Source organism: Pyrobaculum organotrophum (assembly GCF_055384425.1).
This window is the reverse complement of record NZ_AP042430.1, coordinates 1,726,885-1,744,591: the sequence shown is the minus strand read 5'-3', so window position 1 is coordinate 1,744,591 and position 17,707 is coordinate 1,726,885. Positions and strand designations below refer to the sequence as shown.

The following is a 17,707-nucleotide window of genomic DNA, read 5'->3' as shown; positions in this document are numbered from 1 at the left end:
TTACAAGTATTTATTTAGTATTTTTAAAATTGGCATATTATATACAATATTATATAAGGCTACCCATATATTTTAAATATTTACGATTAATGAAAATGTTTATAAATATCATTTTTTGTGTGACTATGAAATCTGGTACTATTGTGGCGGCTGTCGTGGCCATATTGATAATAGTTGCTGTTGTTTACTTCTTTACACAGCCGTCGCCCGCGACTTCTCAGAGCAAGGCCACAACGCCTGTGCAGTCTGTTTCTCCGACGGCGCCGGCTAGATATACTGTGATAATAGCCACGGGCGGCGTAGGAGGCGTATATTATTACTATGGGGGGGTGGTGGCCGGGATTTTAAAAAACTTTACAAATATAGATGCCTCGTCTATTCAGACTGCAGCTTCAATAGACAACCTACTTTTGATAAGAGATAAGACAGATCCCGCCAGGGGTGTATACTACTGTGGCACCACGTTGCCCGACTCGGCATATCTTGCGTATACAGGTCAACACGACAAATTTAAAGACAAACCAGCCCCCATAGCTATATTGTGGACGATGTATCCAAACTATCTACACATAGTAACTAGAAGCGATTCTGGCATAAAGACGATATACGACTTAAAAGGTAAACGGGTCTCGACAGGCGCCCCAGGTAGTGGGACAGAAGTAGAAGCGCTTCTACTTCTACAGGTGTTGGGGATAGACCCGGCAAAAGACTTCTCCAAGTGGGAGAGACTGGGGGCTGCGGAGAGCGCCGCAGCGCTTAGAGATGGCACAATAGACGCTTTTATCTGGAGCGGCGGACTGCCGACGTCTGCAATTGTAGAGCTAGGGGCTTCTTTAAAACAGCGTGGCGTATCTCTAGTCCTCATAGAAGTGCCAAACGAAGTAATTGAGAAATTCACTTCAAAATTCCCTGGCCTTGCTTCAAGAGGCGTTATACCTAGCAATATCTATGGCACTGAAAGAGACGTGCAAACTCTAGCCTTTTGGAATATGTTTGTCTGTCATAAAGACATGCCCGAGGATCTAGCTTATCAAATAGTCAAGGCGGTGTTTGAACACCTAGACATATTGCAAAAGTCTGTGGCTGCGGCTAAAGACACAAATCTGAAAAACGCGTTGCTTTACTACGGCGGTACTATCCCATATCACCCAGGCGCGTTACGGTACTACAGAGAGAAGGGCGTCCTCAAGTGATTGAGCTTTTATTAGTAATAAACAATACGCTTTTTCTCTTGCCTACAGACGTATTCAGCATACAGATCGAATTTCTCAACTCTGTGACAGGGTCGCGGGTGGTACTAACATTTGACTATGTCGGCGGGCGTTTTTACGCTTGGATGTCAACAGATAGAAAAACTCTCGAATACTATACGTCGGGGGTATATGACGTAGGAGATGTGCTCTATAAGACAGTTCTTGACAGAGTAATTTTTTGTAGTTCGGCATACTATAATATCACTATATATTATAGCTATGGAACAATTCATTTTTCATCTATAAATACATGTTTTTTCGCCTTGATATGGCCAAGGAGAGGTTTCTGGCCTATTTTCTCGCAGCCGCCTCTGTATACCACCTATATCTATTCTTCCACCCCTACACTCCGTTGAGCTATGTCGTAAGAATACCAGTATTTGATCTAACCCAAGTAGTTAGAGCAACTCACGTCTGGCTTATAGTTACCGCCGGCTACCTACACTCATACGTATATCCCCCAAGGCCTTCGCCTTTTGCGGGGTATATATTTGCAGCTCTAGCCTTAATCCCGACGTTATCTCTAGTACCCAAGATAGGCCTCTTGCCGGCTCTCATAGTTATACTGGCATATGTGATATCTGTAGGGCCGCTGACCCCCAGATACGACAAGAGACTTGATCTCGTCGGCGCAGTTCTCGCCTTTCTGCCGTATATATACTTGGTGGTTAATTATGAAGATCTTATATATAGGGCTGTCACTCCAGAGGTTTGGGATTTAGCTATGGGTTGGACATTAACTCTTTTGTTGATGGGAGTTGTGTATAGATTTGTCGGCGGAGTCCTCTCGATATTAGGTCTTGTGTTTATGTTATATAACATGTTTGGCTATTTATTCCCGCCGCCGTGGCGTATAGCGGGTTTTGACGTCGATTATTTAGTTGCCAAGACCTATATTGAGACTGAGGCGGCGCTTTTTGGCACAGTAACTAGCGTCTCTGTACAGTATATAGTATATTTCACTATATTTGGAAGCGTCTTAACTGTTTTAAGATATGGAGATAAGCTAGCAAGAGGCGTCTTTGCGTTACTCGGCCGCAGTCCGGCAAGCGTTGGTAGAGCTGCAGTGGCGCTTGGGATAGTGCTTGGTATGACGTCTGGATCTGGAGCGGCCGATGCGGCGTATGTTGGAAATGCGTTAAAAGGCGCATTTAAAAAAGCCGGCTATGATGATATAACTGCCGCAGGGCTTGTGGCAAATATAGGCACAGTGGCGTTAATAACGCCTCCCATTTTGGGCGCAGTGGCTTTTGTAATGGCCGAGATTTTGGCTATACCCTACGTCTGGATTATGGTGATGTCGGTTCCGGTCTTAGCTCTATATATAGCGTCGATATTAATGTACAATGAATATTATGTACGTAAGGCGCGTCTTAGAGAGTTGGACATAGAGAGGGAGAGTATAAAGATGTGGCTTAGGAGAGGCGGCTGGGCGGGTGTTGTGCCTATTGCGTCAGTTTTAACAATCTTACTGATGGGCTACACAGTAACAGCTGCAGTAGTAGTGTCTACAATCTTGGCGATTATACTGGCCTTTTTCTTAAAACCGAGACCAAGCGTCGGCGATGTGATAAAAGGCCTTGCCGACGGGTTTAAGTTATTAATCGCCGTGGGAAGCTCGATTGTGGTAGCTAATTTCATCATGGCTATGGTAGTGGTGTCGGGTCTTGGCACAACTTTCTCGGTAGTATTGGTAAATCTTTCGCAGTCTCTGTACATAGCTTTGTTTTTCGTAGCTGTGTTTTCTCTAGTATTAGGCATGGGGGTGCCCCCCACTGCTACATATATTACCGCATCTCTGTTGACAGCTCCTGCAATTGTAAAATTCGCCATCGCCGCCGGCATGCCGCCTCAGGCGGCTTTATTAGCTACTCACATGTTTCTATTCTACTACGCGGTGCTTGCCGATATCACGCCGCCTGTGGGTCTTTCAAACTTCGCCGCGGCGTCTGTATTTGGCGTAAACCCGATAGACGTCGGCATAAAAGCTGCCAAGGTCGCGCTTCCTAAATACATAATTGCGGCCCTCTTTCTCACAAGTTATGAAGCTACGGCGATATTAATTATGCCGACTTTACTTACGGCAGGTATTGAATACACTATTAAGGTGTTTTTTGCGAAATTTGCCCTTGTTCTCTTAGCAATATGGTCGTTTACTATTGCAAACGTGGGATGGCTTGGCGGCAGAGAACTTGATATAGCCCGTCGCGTTGTAGCCATATTGATTGGGGGCTTGTTAATTGTGCCGAATTGGGAAGTTAACATGGTGGGTTTAGTTGCCTTTGCAACTTTTTATCTAGCCGTTAGGAAAAAGATTTTATGAAGCCGCTGAGGGGGGTTCGAGTTTTAGATTTTACAGCGGCGATGGCAGGGCCCTTTGCTACCATGTTGCTCGCGGACTTAGGCGCGGAGGTTATAAAAATAGAACCTCCAGAGGGTGACCATGCGAGAGACTGGGGCCCCCCCTCATATGGTGAGAAATATAGCGCATATTTTGCAAGTATAAACAGGGGCAAGAAGTCTGTGGTTTTAGATCTTAAAAAAGAGGAGGGTCGTGAGATAGTCTATAAATTAGTGAGATCTGCAAAGGTAGTTGTTGAGAATTTTAGGCCGGGGGTTGCTGAAAAACTGGGGATCGATTTTCAAACTTTAAGAAGATATAATCCACAAATCGTATATTGTTCTATTTCGGGATTTGGCGAAGGGCCCTATAGAGATCTCCCGGCATACGATTTAGTGGCACTTGCAATGTCTGGGCTTATGGATTTAACAGGCGAGCCAGATAGGCCTCCGGTGAAATTTGCCGTGCCGATAACAGATATAGCCGCTGGTTTTTACTGTGCTCTCGCAGTGACAGCGGCGGTATTAAGTGGAGTTTCTGGCTACATTGAGGTGCCTCTCATAGAGGCGGCGGTTTCATTACTTACACACCAAGCTGGCTACTATTTCGCTAGCGGCAGGCCGCCGAAGAGAATGGGTAGTGCACATCCGACAATAGTGCCTTATCAAGTGTTTAAGGCCAAGGATGGATATTTTGTACTTGCCGTCGGTAGTGACCACCTATGGAGAAAATTCTGTGAGGCTATAGGCAGACCTGAGCTAGCTGATGATCCTCGTTTTAAGACAAATAGAGATAGAGTAAAAAATAGGGAAGCGCTTGTAAAGATTTTAGAGGAGATCTTTACTGAAAAAGAGGTGAGCTACTGGGTATCTCTAATGTGGCAAAACGGTGTGGCTGCTGCACCTGTGTATAACGTTGCGCAAGTATTTTCAGACCCGCATATTCAATATAGAAGGATTGTAATTGAAACAGAGGGTCCATACGGCCCTGTGAAGATGTTAAAAAATCCCATTAACTCTCACTCAATAGACGTGGGAAGCTATACGCCGCCCCCAGCCCTCGGGGAACATACCTGTGAAATACTCAGGGAGCTTGGATATACAGATGCAGAGATCAAGGAGCTCCTTGAGAGAGGCATAGCTAAAGCTAGGTCCTGTGTATAAGGAGATGATGCGGGGGGTGGGATTTGAACCCACGCAGGCCTACGCCACAGGGACCTGAACCCTGCCCCTTTGACCTGGCTCGGGCACCCCCGCTATGTTTTCCTATCTACGGAACCTTATAAGTTTTAACGGCGGGTTACACAGAGCGATTTGATATATAATGCCGTTGGGAACTATACAAATACGTGCGGTAAAGTTTTTAATTCTGTGAGTTGATACATCTGAAGCGGCGGTAGCTCAGCCTGGTTAGAGCGCTCTGGGGCGGAGCCCCGCGTAAGGCTCATAACCGGGAAGTCCCGGGTTCAAATCCCGGCCGCCGCATGTCTTTTATGATGAAGGCGTCGGGACACTATAGACTGGTGATAGCCACCTGGAGGGCTGAAGCTACGTGGTGCATTCTACGTCGAGTAGTGGAGTAAGCGGACTTTCGGCAACTCCCTTCTCAACTGCCCACATGGCTGTGTGGAGAGCGGCTTTTGAACTTGGTCCTAGGGGAATAGAGACCTTCACTGTTTGCGGCGTATGTATAACGTCTGCCTCTGGGCACGAGCCGCCGTATTGAGAGGCTATAAGTGTTAAATCGGGGGCATATTCTCTAGCCCGTTTTATTAACGCCCTGGCCAGCGGCTGATCTACACAGGGTATAACTAACGCATCTGTAGAGATGGTATGTGCCAATATCCTATCGGCTAGGTTGTTATAATAGGCCTCCTCTAGTATTCTGTCTATATCTACGCCGTTTATGTCATATACACAACGGCCTCCACACGCTAGTTCAATTATCTTAGCTGCTCTGGCGTCTTTGATGGCGAATTTCTCTATTCCGCTGTCTATAAGTCTCTTTGCTACATACATGGCTACATATTGTATATAGTGTAGAGCTGGTGTTGTATAAAGCGGTACAACGGGTATCTTCCTCCCTCTGTAGTAAACAGCTATGTTGTCTTGAGATATTTCAAGAGCTAACATTTAATAATGCACTGTAGTAAAAATATATATGGACTTCGGCTTGTCTAGAGAAGACAAGCTTTTTGTAGAATCTGTTAAATCATTTGCTGAGAGAGTTATTGCACCCAGATGGGTTGAAATAGACGAGAGGAAGTGGCCTATTGAGGAAGTGGCGGCGAAATTGGGCGAAGCCGGTCTTCTGGGTATGACTCTAAGTTCTAAATATGGCGGACAAGAGGCGACGTTTCTACAAGCGGCGCTCGCAGTGGAGGAGTTAGCGTATGCAGATCCTTCGCTTGCTACGCCAGTTTATGTACTGCTAGAGACCGCTTGGCCTTACATAGTCCAGCGCCACGGGCGGGATGAGGCGAAGGAGGAGGTTCTGCCGGAGGTTGTGGCTGGCCGCGCCTTCGTGGGCATAGGCTCTACAGAGCCGCAGGGGGGTAGCGACGTGGCGTCATTTCAAACGAAAGCAGTTAAAGAGGGCGGCTTGTGGAAGCTATATGGCGAGAAAAACATGGTGACTGGCGTATCTACAATCTTAAATTTGCCATATGGCGGCGGCGTAGTCGCAATTACAAGGACAGGCAGACTTGAGGATAGACACAAAGGGATAACAGTCTTTCTAGCGCTTCTGAAGAGGAGGGGTAGAGTGACGCCGGGCTTTACCCATAGAGATTGGGATGAGATAGGCCGCCATGGTCTCTCTACGGGCTATCTAATGCTAGACGGCCTTCCTGTGGAGGACGTTTTTATGCTTGGCGAATTAAACGGCGGGTTTAAAATCGCAATGGAGGGCTTTAACCTAGCCCGCACAATTATAGGAGCGGCGTCTATAGGCGCCACTAGGTGGTTGTTAGACAGAGGGCTTGAGTGGATTAAACAGAGGGTGGTCTTTGGAAAGCCGATTGCAAGTTACCAATCGATAAGTTTCAAATTTGCCGAACTTTATGCAAGACTTGAAGCCGCAAGACTTGCAGTCTATAGAGCGGCTTGGGTTGCAGATAGGTTTTACAGCGGCGACACTGCGTTTACAATACACGACGTCGCCACTGCCGGAGCTACAGCCAAATATCTAGCTGTCAGTCTCGCAGTCGAAGCGGCGTTGGAAGTTATGAAGTGGTTTGGCGGCGCCTCTTACTTTAAGGAGACTAATATAGCTAGGGCGTTGTTGGGAATTTTGTCTTATTACGTCGGAGCAGAAGGCGCTGAGAATATACTTAAGTTGATAATTGCGAGAAATATCATTGGCAGAGAATTTGTTTAATTTTCCTCAATAAAATATTTGCGTGAGGAGGATCGAGGGTCTTAGAATTCAGCTAGACGCAGTAAATTATCTTAAGTCAGTAAAAAAGCTGTTGGGCGTCACCTACAGAGACCTCTCGCCTCTGTTAGATCTCCCTGAGAGTGTGTTGTCAAGATATGTGACAGGCGATATGTTACCCTCTGTTGAGACGGCGCAGGAGATGTTAACGAAACTTATGTCGAAGTATCCTATAGAGACTGTGGTTAAGGCTAAGCTTAAGCTTTATGACACATATGTCGACATGTCTTTTGTCAACCTTCCCGAATTTTGGCATCTTTACGAGATATACATAGCGCGTAAATTCGAGGGACTTGAGGTTGATGTTGTTTTAACAGCTGCAGTAGATGGAATACCGCTTGCCGTCGCCGCAGCCTCTAGATTTGAGGCTACGTTGGTAGTCGCCAAGCAATACAGAGAGCCAGGGGTAGAAAACTACGAATATACATATCTCAGAGAGGGGAGACCCGTTACACTGTACATCCCCGCTGCGTATATAAAAAGGGGAGGCAGAGTTTTTATAGTCGACGACATTGCCAGGACGGGAAAAACTCTGAGGGCATTAATCGGATTATGCAACAAGGCAGGCGCCCAAGTGCTAGGTGCGTCTATACTCGTGGCGCGTCAAGGCTTAAACGTTGAGGCGAATTTTCCAATAGACATAGTCTATACATACTAAAGGGCGGAAATATTAAAAATAATATACACGAAGTGTTATGGTTAAATGTTCAGAGCTTTTGAAAAAGCCGCCGATTTTTCTGTCTGGGACCGCCACTATACGAGATGTGGCGGTGGAGCTAGTAAAAAACAAGGTGGGGCTTGTGGTACTTACAGCTAGAGACAACCCTAAAAAGCCTGTCGCCGTTGTGTCTGAGAGAGATATAATAAGGGCAGTGGCACAGGGGTTAGACCTGGATAAACCTGCTATAGAATTAGGCAATAGGCCTATCACTGTACTTGATTCAGACCCTATTTTAGCGGCTATGGAGACTATGCGCCGGCATAACATTCGTCATGTGGTAGTTGTAAATAAAGAGGGCGAGTTGGCAGGCGTGCTTTCGGTAAGAGATCTCTGCTACGAGAGGACTATACTTCAAGAGCTGGCTAGAGAGGAATATATTTTATGGGGGTGAAAAATATCATGGCTACTCTGGTGAAACCAGAAAGGCCTTGCCGCGCTGTCGCCGTCGTATCCGGGGGGCCTGACAGCACGTGTTACGCCGTCCTCTGGCTTAAGAGGGGTTGTGATATACATGCGGTGTCTTTTCTCTACGGCCAGAAGGCGTCTATAGAGGTAGAAAAGGCGCAACTCGTCCTTAGGAAGATAGATGAATTAGCCGCCGCCAGAGGCTGGGGGAGAGTTGTAGAACATAGAGTAGTCGATCTCTCTGCCCTGGGCGAGCTATGGCGTGGAACACAACTGACAGACTCCTCTCTTTCTGTAGAGAGGGAATATACGCCGACGGTTGTCGTCCCAATTAGAAATGTCGTAATGGCGGCGGTTGCCACCGCATATGCCTATACAATTAGGAATTTTACCGGGGCGAAGACTTACGTTATTTACGGGGCGCATTACGACGACATAAAACCGCGTGAAGACACTTGGGAACCTCGATATCCGGACTGCTCCCCCGAATGTATAGAGGCTCTCCAGACGGCCTTTCGTATATGCCACTTCCGCGCCGAGAGAGACGTAGAGATCTGGACTCCCTCTAGAGAGGGGCTTAAAAAGTCGCAACTCCTTAAGATATGTTATCAAGAGGTGGGCGATTTGATATACGAAACTTGGTCTTGTTATAAATCTGGTGAAGCCCACTGCGGAGAGTGTGAAAGCTGTAGAAATAGACATGCGGCATTTATAGAAGCCGGACTGCCCGACTGTACCACATATTTAGCCCCGCCCGGCCCAGGCTTTGAAAGAAGAGGTCGCTTCTATATACATATAAGTTGTGTCAAACGAGGACAGACCTAATTTTTGCTGAGACTTCAGATAATCAAGCCCTCTTCATAAATCCGTCGTTCCCATGTTCATCACATAGCCTTCTGTATAAATGTGGCCTTCTAAGATATATAGTTGGCACAGTTTTTCTAGCTTCTTCTACAAGACGTAGATCTATTAAGACCTCGCGATATCTCTCCCCAGCGCCAAGCTCTGCCTCTACAACGCCGAAGGGGTTTACCACAACCGACCTCCCTGTGAAGCGCGGCCCCCAGAGAGCTGAGACTGCGATGTACATACCATTTTCTATAGCTCTAGCCCTTGCCAAGATGTGTAAAATCTCCTCTTTTAGAGGACCTGCGTACCACGCGGCGGGGACGGCCACGAGGTCGGCTCCTGCCAAAGCTAATTCTCTAAACACCTCTGGAAACCTTAGCTCAAAACATACTGCAAAGGCGACCCTGGCCCCCCTCACTGTATAAACTTGCGAAAGTTCGGCGCCTGGCTCTACAAACTCAGACTCTTTATAGCCGTAGGCGTCGAAGAGATGCGTCTTCCGATAAAACCCCACTACCCTCCCCCCTGGATCTACTAAAACTGTAGTGTTATACACCTTCGGCCTAGGTCCTCGCTCTAGGAACCCCCCGACCACATAGGCGCCGAGCTCTCTTGCCAAACGTCCAATTAAGCTGGTGAAATCTTCGAGAGCTACTGCCTTATTCCAAATCTCCTCCGGGGGGAGCCCGGTGGGGTCGAACATAGAGTACTCTGGTAGAAGCAGTAGATCTGGCTCAGACCTTCCCACGAGACTTCTTAATTTATCTAAGTTGCCAGGGGAAATCTGAGCTATGCCCAACCTAAACATTATAAAGGAGGATCTACGGATTTAAACATGTTAAACTTAATCCTCTCCATAACACTGATAACTCCATCTGGCGCATTTTCTCCAGGCCCCCTCACTGCTTCTGCAGTGGCATTGGGAGCAACTCGCGGATGGAGAGCAGGTCTCTATGTCGCCGCCGGCCACATGGCCTTTGAGCTTCCCTATGTTATGGCCCTTGTCTATGCCTTCAGCAAGATCAACGTCGAGACCTATAAGCTCCCCTTGACCGTAGCCGCTCTCGCCTTCATACTATATTTTGCGTACCTCCTCCTAAGAGACGCCTGGGGGATAGCCAGAGGTAGGCCGCCAGCCATCCCCACGTCTAAATTTGCAAACCCTCTGACGGCAGGCATAGCGCTAACAGCTCTAAACCCCTACTTTCTCCTCTGGTGGATAACGGTGGCCGGCCCCATAGTGGCGGAGCTCGCCGCCCAACCCCCCTATGTCTTCGCCGCGGTATATGTTGCACACGTCTGGATGGACTACCTCTGGCTAGTACTCATGGCGTCTCTTGGAAATGCCGCGTCGCGCCTCCTCTCGGCGAAGGGCTACGCCGCCTTTCTCGCCGCTCTAGCCATCATGTTGTTATACTTCGGCGTTGAGCTACTGCGTAAGCTCTTTTAAAATTGTAAACATAGCCCTGGCGTTTTCTAACATGGCGTGGTTGTTGTTGAAAAAGACATAGGCCCTCTCCGGCTTAAGTTCTATAATTTTCTGTGCAACCTCTCTAAGCTCCTCTTCGTCATAGTAATGTGAATACCAAAGCGTTCGTCCATGCATCCGTAGATACACGGTTCCCCCAGCTTCTACGATCCAAACCCAATCTGGCGAATCTATAGAAACGGGGGTAAAGCCCACATCCTCAGCCCATTCCACAATGTCTTTACTAAACCAGCTGGGGTGTCTAAATTCAAACGCCGCCCTCCTCCCGAGCAAGCCGGCAATTTTCTCCACTCGTGACATATTGACGCTAGATTTGACAAAGGTAGGCGGCATTTGGAAAAGATAGAAATCTACATATGGGTCAAGCGGCTTGAACACTTCGAAAAACCTTTTCAACAGCTCTAGTGCTCTATCAGAAAGTCTGCCGAAGTGGGTAACCCCTCTATATACCTTCACAGCCCACCTAAGCCCACAGCCGACTTTTGCCCACTTCGCCGTTTGTCTCTTAGTGGGAAATCTGTAGAAACTGGCGTTGAGCTCAACGGCGTTAAGCCCGCTCTGTTCCACATACCATTCAAGCGACCTGCCTAAATTCCAGGAATAGAGCCACCCAGACGTCCCAACAAACACCTCCATAGACGACACTAGACCTGCACAAAAACTTGTTTACCGCAATTGCAACCGCCCATTTTCCGGCAACTAGACTCATACTGCCGCAGTAGCGTTCTGAAAAGCAGCATGTATGCCAAGTCTCTTCTTCCGACCCCTGAGACCTTGATAGAGGCCGGCCTCCTATATGTTTACAACCAAAAGCCTCGCCCCTCAAGGCGGGGAGACAAGTTATGCAGTATATAGTGACCGCCCATAGATTTATAAAACATAAGATTACGGCTAAAACATCAGCCGCCGTCTTAACGGCTGTTGCTTATGAAAAATATCTAGATTCGCTAAGGGAGTTCTAAAAACTCTTAAGGCGCTTTGCCAATCTAAAGCTATTGTTGTTGGCGAAAAACTTTTTAAAGTGAGCCGTAGTTAGAGCCGCCCCGGCTAGACGGGGGCCGTAGCCAGCCGGCTACCCCAACCGGTAGTATAGCCCGGACTAGTATATGGCCATGTGCCAGCTAAAGCGGGCCTGTCGAGCCCGTGACCCGGGTTCAAATCCCGGCCGGGGCGCCATTGTCTCAACTCTTTAACCTACGCGCCCAATTTTTCTATTTATAACTTTCAGAAGTATTTTCGGGATAGAAACATTTATAAATTCAAATAGAATTTGTATCTATGCCAGAAGTAAAAGGTCCGTATCTGGGGATGAAAATTCCGGAGGATCTATGCTTCAATACAGACGCTGGGAGGAGGTGTTTCCGTGACTACAAGGGCAGGTGGCTACTGCTGTTTAGCCACCCCGGCGACTTTACGCCAGTCTGCACGACAGAGTTTATTGCCTTTGCAAAGAAATACGACGAGTTTAAGAAGAGGGGGGTCGAGCTACTTGGCCTTAGTGTAGACACTGTCTATAGCCATGTAGAGTGGAAGAGACAGATAAAACAGCTGTGGGGTGTCGAGATTCCATTTCCAATAATCTCCGACGTGCCAGATTTCCAAGTAGCAAATTTGTTTAATGCAATTCCGCCAGGCACAACAGCCACCGTAAGAATGGTGGCGTTGATAGACCCAGAGCTAAAGCTAGTTTGGTTCGCCCTATATCCGTTGACAAATGGCAGAAATATCGACGAGATTCTGCGTATAATCGACGCGATACAGTTCACGTACAAGTACGGCTATGCCACTCCAGCCGACTGGAGACCAGGCGACCCAGTAATAGTCCCACCGCCACATACTTACGAAGAAGCCGAGAAGAGACTAAAGGAGGCCGGAATCGAGTGCAAGACCTGGTGGTTCTGTACAAAGAAACTGTAATTTTTTCTACACCACCTCTTTCTTGTGGTTGTTGCCGGAGTCGACCTCTCGGTGCGTAGGCCTTCTGCCATTGCTGTATTTGAGGAATGCGACCTCCTCTACCTAGGGCTTGGGCTAGGCGACAGAGATGTCGTCAAGCTCGTCGGCTTGTTTAAGCCTGCTGTTGTGGCTATAGACGCCCCTCTCTCTATGCCGCCGGGGGGACGCGGCTTAAGAGATGTGGAGAGAGAGTTGAGGAGACTCGGCTTTAGGCTTCTGCCGCCCATGATGGGGGGTATGGCTAAACTTACCGAGAGGGGGATTAGGCTTGCGGGCGCGTTAGAGGGCGTGGTGATAGAGGTGCACCCAACGACGAGCTTAAAGGCAATGGGGCTGTCTAGGAGGGCTATAGAGAGGTGGCTGGGCCTGCGCCAGAGGGATCTCGTCGATGCGGCAATTGCGGCATTGACGGCTGTGGCGTATACAAGGGGGGCCTACAGGAGGTTCGGCCCCTTTGTCCTCCCCACGGCCAGGGTCTGTCTCTAACGGCGGAAGCGGCGCGCGGTAAGGGCCTCTACACCGGGCTTCCCGAGGGCTAGGTCTGCGGCCAGCTTTCCCAGGGCTGGGCCGTATGTCCAGCCGAGTCTACAAGCCCCTGTTACAATCACGACCTCGCCTATCTTGTCCACTATGGGAAACCCGTCTGGGGTACAAGGCCTGTAGCCCACTGACATGTCTAACACCTCGAAGTTGCCCAAGACCTCCCGGGCTCTTTGCAACACCCTGGCAGAGGGACTGTGATCTTCCGTGCCATCTAGGTCGAACCTACCCGTTACCTTTGTCCACTTGGGGAGAGGCACCACCGCGACCCCTTTGGCCATTTCTATAAACATGCTTTGGGCTTTGGCTGTGGTTCTGAAGCCGTACCCCTTAAACGGGGCGACTGGGATTCCGAATTTCCTCGCCCAGTAGCCGGCAGCCACCACGACGGCGTCTGCCTTCACCACGTCGCCGCCCTCTAGCCAGACCTCCCGGCCGGCCACCTCCTGCGCCCTCTTCCTCACCATCTGGACCCCCTGTAGCTCTCTAAGCATTCTAGCCACGAAGTCTTCTGTAGATAACTTCGCGGCGTCTAAATACACCAGCGCCTCTCTGCCACAACATCTGCCCATCTCCACCTTCGGCGATAGGGGATCGCGTTTGGCCTCTTCCAGCGCCGCCGCCACGTCTATCCCCACCTCATAGAGAGGCTCTTCTGAGTAAGCGAAGTCATTCTCTGCCTCAGCCAGCGCCCTGTACTGACGCCAGGAGTATTCGCCGAGAGTTTTTATAGCTTCCCACATGTCTTGTGTAGGCTCCCTACCCCACGCCCTGAGGTATGCCGAAATCCAACGCCAGTCCCAAGTCTTTATCCTCGCGTCGCCACGGAGAGCCATAGAGAGGTACCTCTTGGGATAGGACCTCACGTTTATCCGGTTTATCACAAAGCGTGTGAACTCCAGAATGCCCGCCGCCGCCTTAGACCAGCCGCCTGGCTCTCCCTGCTCGATTATCACCACGTCTGCGCCTTGTTGTCTCAGATAGTATGCTGTAAAAAGGCCGATAATTCCACCTCCAACGATGGCAACCTTCATGGCAAATGTTTTATACAGGATATTTATCAATTGCCATGAAGTCTGTGGCTGTATCAATAGCGGCGTTGCTCATAGGTCTCGTCTTGGGCTACCTCGTTGGCTTCTCCACGGCGCCGAAGGCTTCCATAGCGGCTACAACCACTACGCCGAACGCTACTGCGACAACTGCCACGCCCTCCTCTCCCCAAGCGGCTTGTCCAGTTTCTGTCGATGTTATTAAGAAGAGGGGGAAGTTAATAGTTGGCACAGACGCAACGTGGCCTCCCTGGGAATGGGTTATGGGCGACAAGATAGTGGGCTGGGATATAGACATTGCCCGCGAGATCGCGAAGGCCCTGGAGGTTCAGCTGGAGATTAGAGATATGAGATTCGCCGGCCTTTTAGAGGCCGTTAGGAAGGGGGACGTGGATCTGGCCATCAGCGCCATCACCTGGACTTCTGAGAGGGAGAAAGTCCTCGAGTTCTCCATGCCGTATTATCTGGAGTCTATAGTAGTTGTTACTAAGGCTTCGCGCACAGATATAAACAAAGTGGAAGATCTCTATGGCAAGACCGTGGGTGTACAAATTGGCACAACCCACGAAGAGTGGGCGGCTACAAACTTGGAGAAGCCCGGGAAGGCGACTGTGAGAAGGTACGACAAGGTGTACCCCTATATGGTCGAGGTGTTGAAGAGAGGCGACGTAGACGCGATAATCCTAGACCGCTCCATCGCCACAGCTCTTGTTAGAAAATTCCCCGATCTCAAGATCGCGTTTGAGCTTCCTGGTTCTGCAGGTTACATCTCGGTGGCTATGCCTAAATGTGCCCAAGATCTTAAGCTAGTTGTAGATCAAGTAATTGAGAATCTTATGCAAACTGGTAAATTAGACGAGATTTTCCAGCGGAATTTCGAGCTATTTCTACAGTCGTAAAATTTTAAATACACCCCCCTTTTTCCGGCTGTGCCGTCTACAAAACCTCCAAAGGAGAGGCCCTACGGCAAGAGCAAGATAAGGTGTATTAGATGTGGCACCAGAGAGGCTGTGATACGTAAATACGGGCTGTATTTATGTAGGAGGTGTTTCCGAGAGGTAGCTCCACAACTTGGCTTTAGAAAATACTATTAACAAAACTCTCCGTCACTAGCTTATATTCGAGAGCAGTGGTATTTTTGTCGCCTTTCTAGATCTGGAGTTAGGCGAAATGTTTTTAAAGGTAGGGGGTTCGCGGAGACGATGGTGATGCTTGACCTGCTCTCTAACGCCTTGATCCAGATTAAAAATGCAGAGATAATGGGCAAGAAACAGGTAGTAATATGGCCTGTGAATAAACTAATCTACCATACATTAAGAGTACTTCAGCGTTATGGCTACGTTGGCGAAATAGAATATATCGACGACGGGAGAGGTGGGAAATACGTAGTCCAGCTGCTTGGGAAGATCAACGACATCGGCCCAATAAGGCCTAGATACCCGGTGAAATATAGAGAGATTGTTCAATGGGAGCAGAAGTTCCTCCCCGCTAGACAGATAGGAATTTTAGTCATCTCCACAAGCCAGGGCGTTATGTCTCATATCGAAGCTAAAGAGAGGAAAATCGGCGGCGTTCTATTAGCTTACGTTTATTAAAGACGCTCACCACCGCCTCCTCACTTCTTGGGATTTTCAAGCGCGTCAAGACTAGAGAACGTCTCTGAAGCCTCTCTATTTACAATTGAAAGCCCCGCCCTTTAGGGCAGGGAGCGCGGTCGTAGCCCTCGTAGGGGGTCTTACAACGCGGTAAGTTTCGCCTTTCAAGAGATCGTGCTAAGAAATAGCGATGAAATTTAAATACTCTTTTACTCCCCGTTTTTCGTGTCTGCGAGACCTAGGAGAGAGCTCCCACAGCCCCTTAGGAGATTGCTTAGGCTAAGGCTTTTACTTAAGAGGAAGAAGCCTGACTTCGTGCGTATAGACCAGTGGAGGTATAAGAGGATTGAGGATAGTGGATGGAGGAACCAGAGGTCGCTTGACAATAAGATTAGGAGAAAGTGGAAGGGCTGGCCTAAGCCTGTGGAGGTAGGCTACCGCAAGCCTGCCGCCGTACGCGGCCTACACCCCAGCGGCTTTGTAGAAGCTATTGTACATAGCCCAGAGGAGCTGAGTAAACTAGACCCCAAGATACACGCCGTTAGAATAGGGAGGACAGTAGGGCTAAAGAAAAGACTTGAGATTGTGAAAAAGGCGCGAGAGCTGGGATTCTACGTGCTTAATCCTGGGAAGAGGGTGGAGGAGCTGTTGAAGAAAGAGTTAAATAAGGCCCAGTCTAGCCAATAGGTATGGTCGATGTGAAAAGACTTGCGGCAGAAATCTTGGGAGTTGGGGTAAGTAGGGTAAAGATATCGCCTGAAGCCGCCGAGAGGTTAGAAGAGGTGGTTACTAAAGACGATGTAAGAGCGCTCATAGACCAAGGGCTTATTTGGGCTGAGCAGAAAAAAGGCGTATCTAGAGGACGTTGGCGTATTAGACATGAGAAAAAGAAGGAGGGGAGGAGGAGGGGACACGGTAGCCGCAAAGGGAGGAGGATAGACGAAGAAGAGTTGTGGAAAAACAAAGTGAGGGCTATGAGGAGGTTTCTAAATACTTTGAAGAAAAAGGGCTTGATAGAACCTAGAGTCTGGAGACAGCTATATAGGATGGTAAAGGGCAACTACTTCCGTGACTTAAGTCACTTGAAGATGTATATAAACGAACATAAGCTAGCGAAAGAGCCTGTACGGTAACATGGCAAGAGGCCCTAGATATAAGGTTCCGTTTAGAAGGAGGAGGGAAGGCCTCACTAACTATAGGAAGAGGAGGAAGTTACTACTCTCTAAAAAGCCTAGGCTTGTGGTTAGGAAGACAAACAAACACATAATTGCTCAGGTCGTTGTGGCAAAGCCACAAGGCGACGTGACTATTGTAGGCATAGACACAAGGGCGCTTGCTAAATTCGGCTGGAAGGGAGATGAGAACAACACCCCGGCCGCATACCTACTGGGGCTTATCGTTGGATACAAGGCGAGAATACGTGGTGTGAGAGAAGCTGTGCTTGACATAGGTCTTCACAGACCTGTGGCTGGGTCGAGAGTGTTTGCAGTGCTTAAGGGCGCTCTAGACGCCGGTTTAGAGATTCCTCATGGCGAAGAGATCATCCCCAGCGACGATAGAATATCTGGTAAACACATCGCGGAATATGCAGAAAAACTCAAGAAGGAAAACCCAGAGCTCTACAAGACGAGATTTTCTCGATACCTCCAGCGGGGATTAGCTCCAGAAGAGTTGCCTACTCACTTTGAGGAAGTGAAAAAGAAAATTATAGAGTATTACGAGGGAAAACTCGCCAAAGCTATAGCTCAGTAATATATATATTCTTCCGAGCTCTATCTTATAGAGTGCCGCTGGAGTGCCGCCCTAGGCGGCTCTATGATAGTCGGCCCCCCGGCCTTAAATTTTAAAAATAGCTATTTACATAAAGGCAAGCCCCGGTAGCTCAGCCCGGTCGGAGCGCCCTGGGGCGACGCCCCGCGCACGCCTTGTAGCTGTTGGCAAGACAGCGGGAGGTCCCGGGTTCGAATCCCGGCCGGGGCTTTTTTATATCAAGTCGTCGTAGTCCAGTGTGTAGAGATCTATATTACGAGCGGGGGTAATGAACACTGGCAGGAAGAGGCGATAACGCCTAGGG

At 48.7% G+C, this 17,707-nt stretch carries 20 protein-coding genes and 4 tRNA genes; 19 read left to right on the top strand and 5 right to left on the bottom strand.

From position 1 onward, the window contains the following. The first annotated feature begins 125 nt into the window (after positions 1–125). The 3 genes from ACZ49R_RS10665 (at position 126) to ACZ49R_RS10655 (ending at position 4,757) form a co-directional block, all read left to right on the top strand. Complete coding sequence (locus ACZ49R_RS10665) at positions 126–1,193, top strand: TAXI family TRAP transporter solute-binding subunit (RefSeq protein WP_464733085.1); 1,068 nt, start codon at positions 126–128, stop codon at positions 1,191–1,193. A 328-nt stretch (positions 1,194–1,521) separates the two neighbouring features. Further along, on the top strand, positions 1,522–3,576 hold the full coding sequence (locus ACZ49R_RS10660) for a TRAP transporter permease (protein WP_464733084.1): 2,055 nt from the start codon (positions 1,522–1,524) through the stop codon (positions 3,574–3,576). Continuing rightward, entirely contained in the window at positions 3,573–4,757 is a 1,185-nt protein-coding gene (locus ACZ49R_RS10655) for a CaiB/BaiF CoA transferase family protein (RefSeq protein ID WP_464733083.1), read from the top strand. The genes ACZ49R_RS10660 and ACZ49R_RS10655 overlap by 4 nt, the downstream gene beginning before the upstream one ends. A gap of 8 nt (positions 4,758–4,765) precedes the next feature. On the opposite strand, the gene ACZ49R_RS10650 is transcribed toward ACZ49R_RS10655, so the two are convergent. Next, positions 4,766–4,850: transfer RNA gene (locus ACZ49R_RS10650), tRNA-Leu, on the bottom strand. Between the two features lie 133 nt (positions 4,851–4,983). Here ACZ49R_RS10650 and ACZ49R_RS10645 point away from each other — a divergent pair. After that, positions 4,984–5,078 (top strand) — tRNA-Met (locus ACZ49R_RS10645). A 63-nt stretch (positions 5,079–5,141) separates the two neighbouring features. Here ACZ49R_RS10645 and ACZ49R_RS10640 read toward each other — a convergent pair. Next, complete coding sequence (locus tag ACZ49R_RS10640; RefSeq protein ID WP_464733082.1) at positions 5,142–5,726, bottom strand: hypothetical protein; 585 nt, start codon at positions 5,724–5,726, stop codon at positions 5,142–5,144. Positions 5,727–5,754: 28 nt separating this feature from the next. On the opposite strand from ACZ49R_RS10640, the gene ACZ49R_RS10635 reads away from it, so the two are divergent. From ACZ49R_RS10635 to ACZ49R_RS10620, 4 genes are read left to right on the top strand one after another with little or no spacing between them, the layout of a single operon-like run. After that, complete coding sequence (locus ACZ49R_RS10635; RefSeq protein WP_464733081.1) at positions 5,755–6,972, top strand: acyl-CoA dehydrogenase family protein; 1,218 nt, start codon at positions 5,755–5,757, stop codon at positions 6,970–6,972. A 22-nt stretch (positions 6,973–6,994) separates the two neighbouring features. Next, positions 6,995–7,687 (top strand): phosphoribosyltransferase family protein, encoded by a 693-nt coding sequence (locus tag ACZ49R_RS10630; protein ID WP_464733080.1) that lies wholly within the window; start codon positions 6,995–6,997, stop codon positions 7,685–7,687. A gap of 37 nt (positions 7,688–7,724) precedes the next feature. Beyond that, positions 7,725–8,141, top strand: a complete 417-nt coding sequence (locus ACZ49R_RS10625; RefSeq protein WP_464733079.1) for a CBS domain-containing protein — start codon at positions 7,725–7,727, stop codon at positions 8,139–8,141. Positions 8,142–8,149: 8 nt separating this feature from the next. Continuing rightward, on the top strand, positions 8,150–8,980 hold the full coding sequence (locus ACZ49R_RS10620; RefSeq protein ID WP_464733078.1) for a 7-cyano-7-deazaguanine synthase: 831 nt from the start codon (positions 8,150–8,152) through the stop codon (positions 8,978–8,980). Positions 8,981–9,002: 22 nt separating this feature from the next. On the opposite strand, the gene ACZ49R_RS10615 is transcribed toward ACZ49R_RS10620, so the two are convergent. Next, complete coding sequence (locus ACZ49R_RS10615; protein ID WP_464733077.1) at positions 9,003–9,812, bottom strand: carbon-nitrogen hydrolase family protein; 810 nt, start codon at positions 9,810–9,812, stop codon at positions 9,003–9,005. A gap of 27 nt (positions 9,813–9,839) precedes the next feature. Between ACZ49R_RS10615 and ACZ49R_RS10610 the strand changes: the two genes are divergently transcribed. Then, positions 9,840–10,454 (top strand): LysE family transporter, encoded by a 615-nt coding sequence (locus tag ACZ49R_RS10610; RefSeq protein WP_464733076.1) that lies wholly within the window; start codon positions 9,840–9,842, stop codon positions 10,452–10,454. On the opposite strand, the gene ACZ49R_RS10605 is transcribed toward ACZ49R_RS10610, so the two are convergent. Next, positions 10,434–11,129 (bottom strand): DUF72 domain-containing protein, encoded by a 696-nt coding sequence (locus ACZ49R_RS10605; protein WP_464733075.1) that lies wholly within the window; start codon positions 11,127–11,129, stop codon positions 10,434–10,436. The genes ACZ49R_RS10610 and ACZ49R_RS10605 overlap by 21 nt on opposite strands. Positions 11,130–11,550: 421 nt before the next feature. On the opposite strand from ACZ49R_RS10605, the gene ACZ49R_RS10600 reads away from it, so the two are divergent. The 3 genes from ACZ49R_RS10600 to ACZ49R_RS10590 all read left to right on the top strand — a co-directional run bounded on the left by ACZ49R_RS10600 (position 11,551) and on the right by ACZ49R_RS10590 (position 12,935). Continuing rightward, positions 11,551–11,669 (top strand) — tRNA-Asp (locus ACZ49R_RS10600). A gap of 102 nt (positions 11,670–11,771) precedes the next feature. Beyond that, a complete protein-coding gene (locus ACZ49R_RS10595; protein ID WP_464733074.1) occupies positions 11,772–12,410 on the top strand; it encodes a peroxiredoxin in 639 nt (212 codons plus the stop codon). A 24-nt stretch (positions 12,411–12,434) separates the two neighbouring features. Continuing rightward, the gene (locus ACZ49R_RS10590) at positions 12,435–12,935 is read left to right on the top strand and encodes a DUF429 domain-containing protein (protein ID WP_464733073.1); all 501 of its coding nucleotides are present in this window, start codon (positions 12,435–12,437) and stop codon (positions 12,933–12,935) included. Here ACZ49R_RS10590 and dpdh read toward each other — a convergent pair. Further along, positions 12,932–14,023 (bottom strand): D-proline dehydrogenase, encoded by a 1,092-nt coding sequence (dpdh, locus tag ACZ49R_RS10585; protein WP_464733072.1) that lies wholly within the window; start codon positions 14,021–14,023, stop codon positions 12,932–12,934. The two genes, ACZ49R_RS10590 and dpdh, sit on opposite strands and share 4 nt — an antisense overlap. 35 nt (positions 14,024–14,058) lie before the next feature. Between dpdh and ACZ49R_RS10580 the strand changes: the two genes are divergently transcribed. The 7 genes from ACZ49R_RS10580 to ACZ49R_RS10550 all read left to right on the top strand — a co-directional run bounded on the left by ACZ49R_RS10580 (position 14,059) and on the right by ACZ49R_RS10550 (position 17,613). Further along, complete coding sequence (locus tag ACZ49R_RS10580) at positions 14,059–14,937, top strand: ABC transporter substrate-binding protein (RefSeq protein WP_464733071.1); 879 nt, start codon at positions 14,059–14,061, stop codon at positions 14,935–14,937. A gap of 30 nt (positions 14,938–14,967) precedes the next feature. After that, positions 14,968–15,132, top strand: coding sequence for a 30S ribosomal protein S14 (locus tag ACZ49R_RS10575; protein WP_011763587.1), 165 nt, complete (start codon positions 14,968–14,970; stop codon positions 15,130–15,132). 108 nt (positions 15,133–15,240) lie between these two features. Further along, positions 15,241–15,633: a 30S ribosomal protein S8 gene (locus ACZ49R_RS10570; RefSeq protein ID WP_011763588.1), complete on the top strand. Its 393-nt coding sequence runs from the start codon at positions 15,241–15,243 to the stop codon at positions 15,631–15,633. Positions 15,634–15,858: 225 nt separating this feature from the next. Then, positions 15,859–16,320: a 50S ribosomal protein L32e gene (locus ACZ49R_RS10565; RefSeq protein WP_011763589.1), complete on the top strand. Its 462-nt coding sequence runs from the start codon at positions 15,859–15,861 to the stop codon at positions 16,318–16,320. 2 nt (positions 16,321–16,322) lie between these two features. After that, positions 16,323–16,766: a 50S ribosomal protein L19e gene (locus ACZ49R_RS10560; RefSeq protein ID WP_464733070.1), complete on the top strand. Its 444-nt coding sequence runs from the start codon at positions 16,323–16,325 to the stop codon at positions 16,764–16,766. Between the two features lies 1 nt (position 16,767). Beyond that, positions 16,768–17,385 (top strand): 50S ribosomal protein L18, encoded by a 618-nt coding sequence (locus ACZ49R_RS10555; RefSeq protein WP_464733069.1) that lies wholly within the window; start codon positions 16,768–16,770, stop codon positions 17,383–17,385. 119 nt (positions 17,386–17,504) lie between these two features. Then, a tRNA-Thr gene (locus ACZ49R_RS10550) sits at positions 17,505–17,613 on the top strand. The last annotated feature ends 94 nt before the right edge of the window (positions 17,614–17,707 follow it).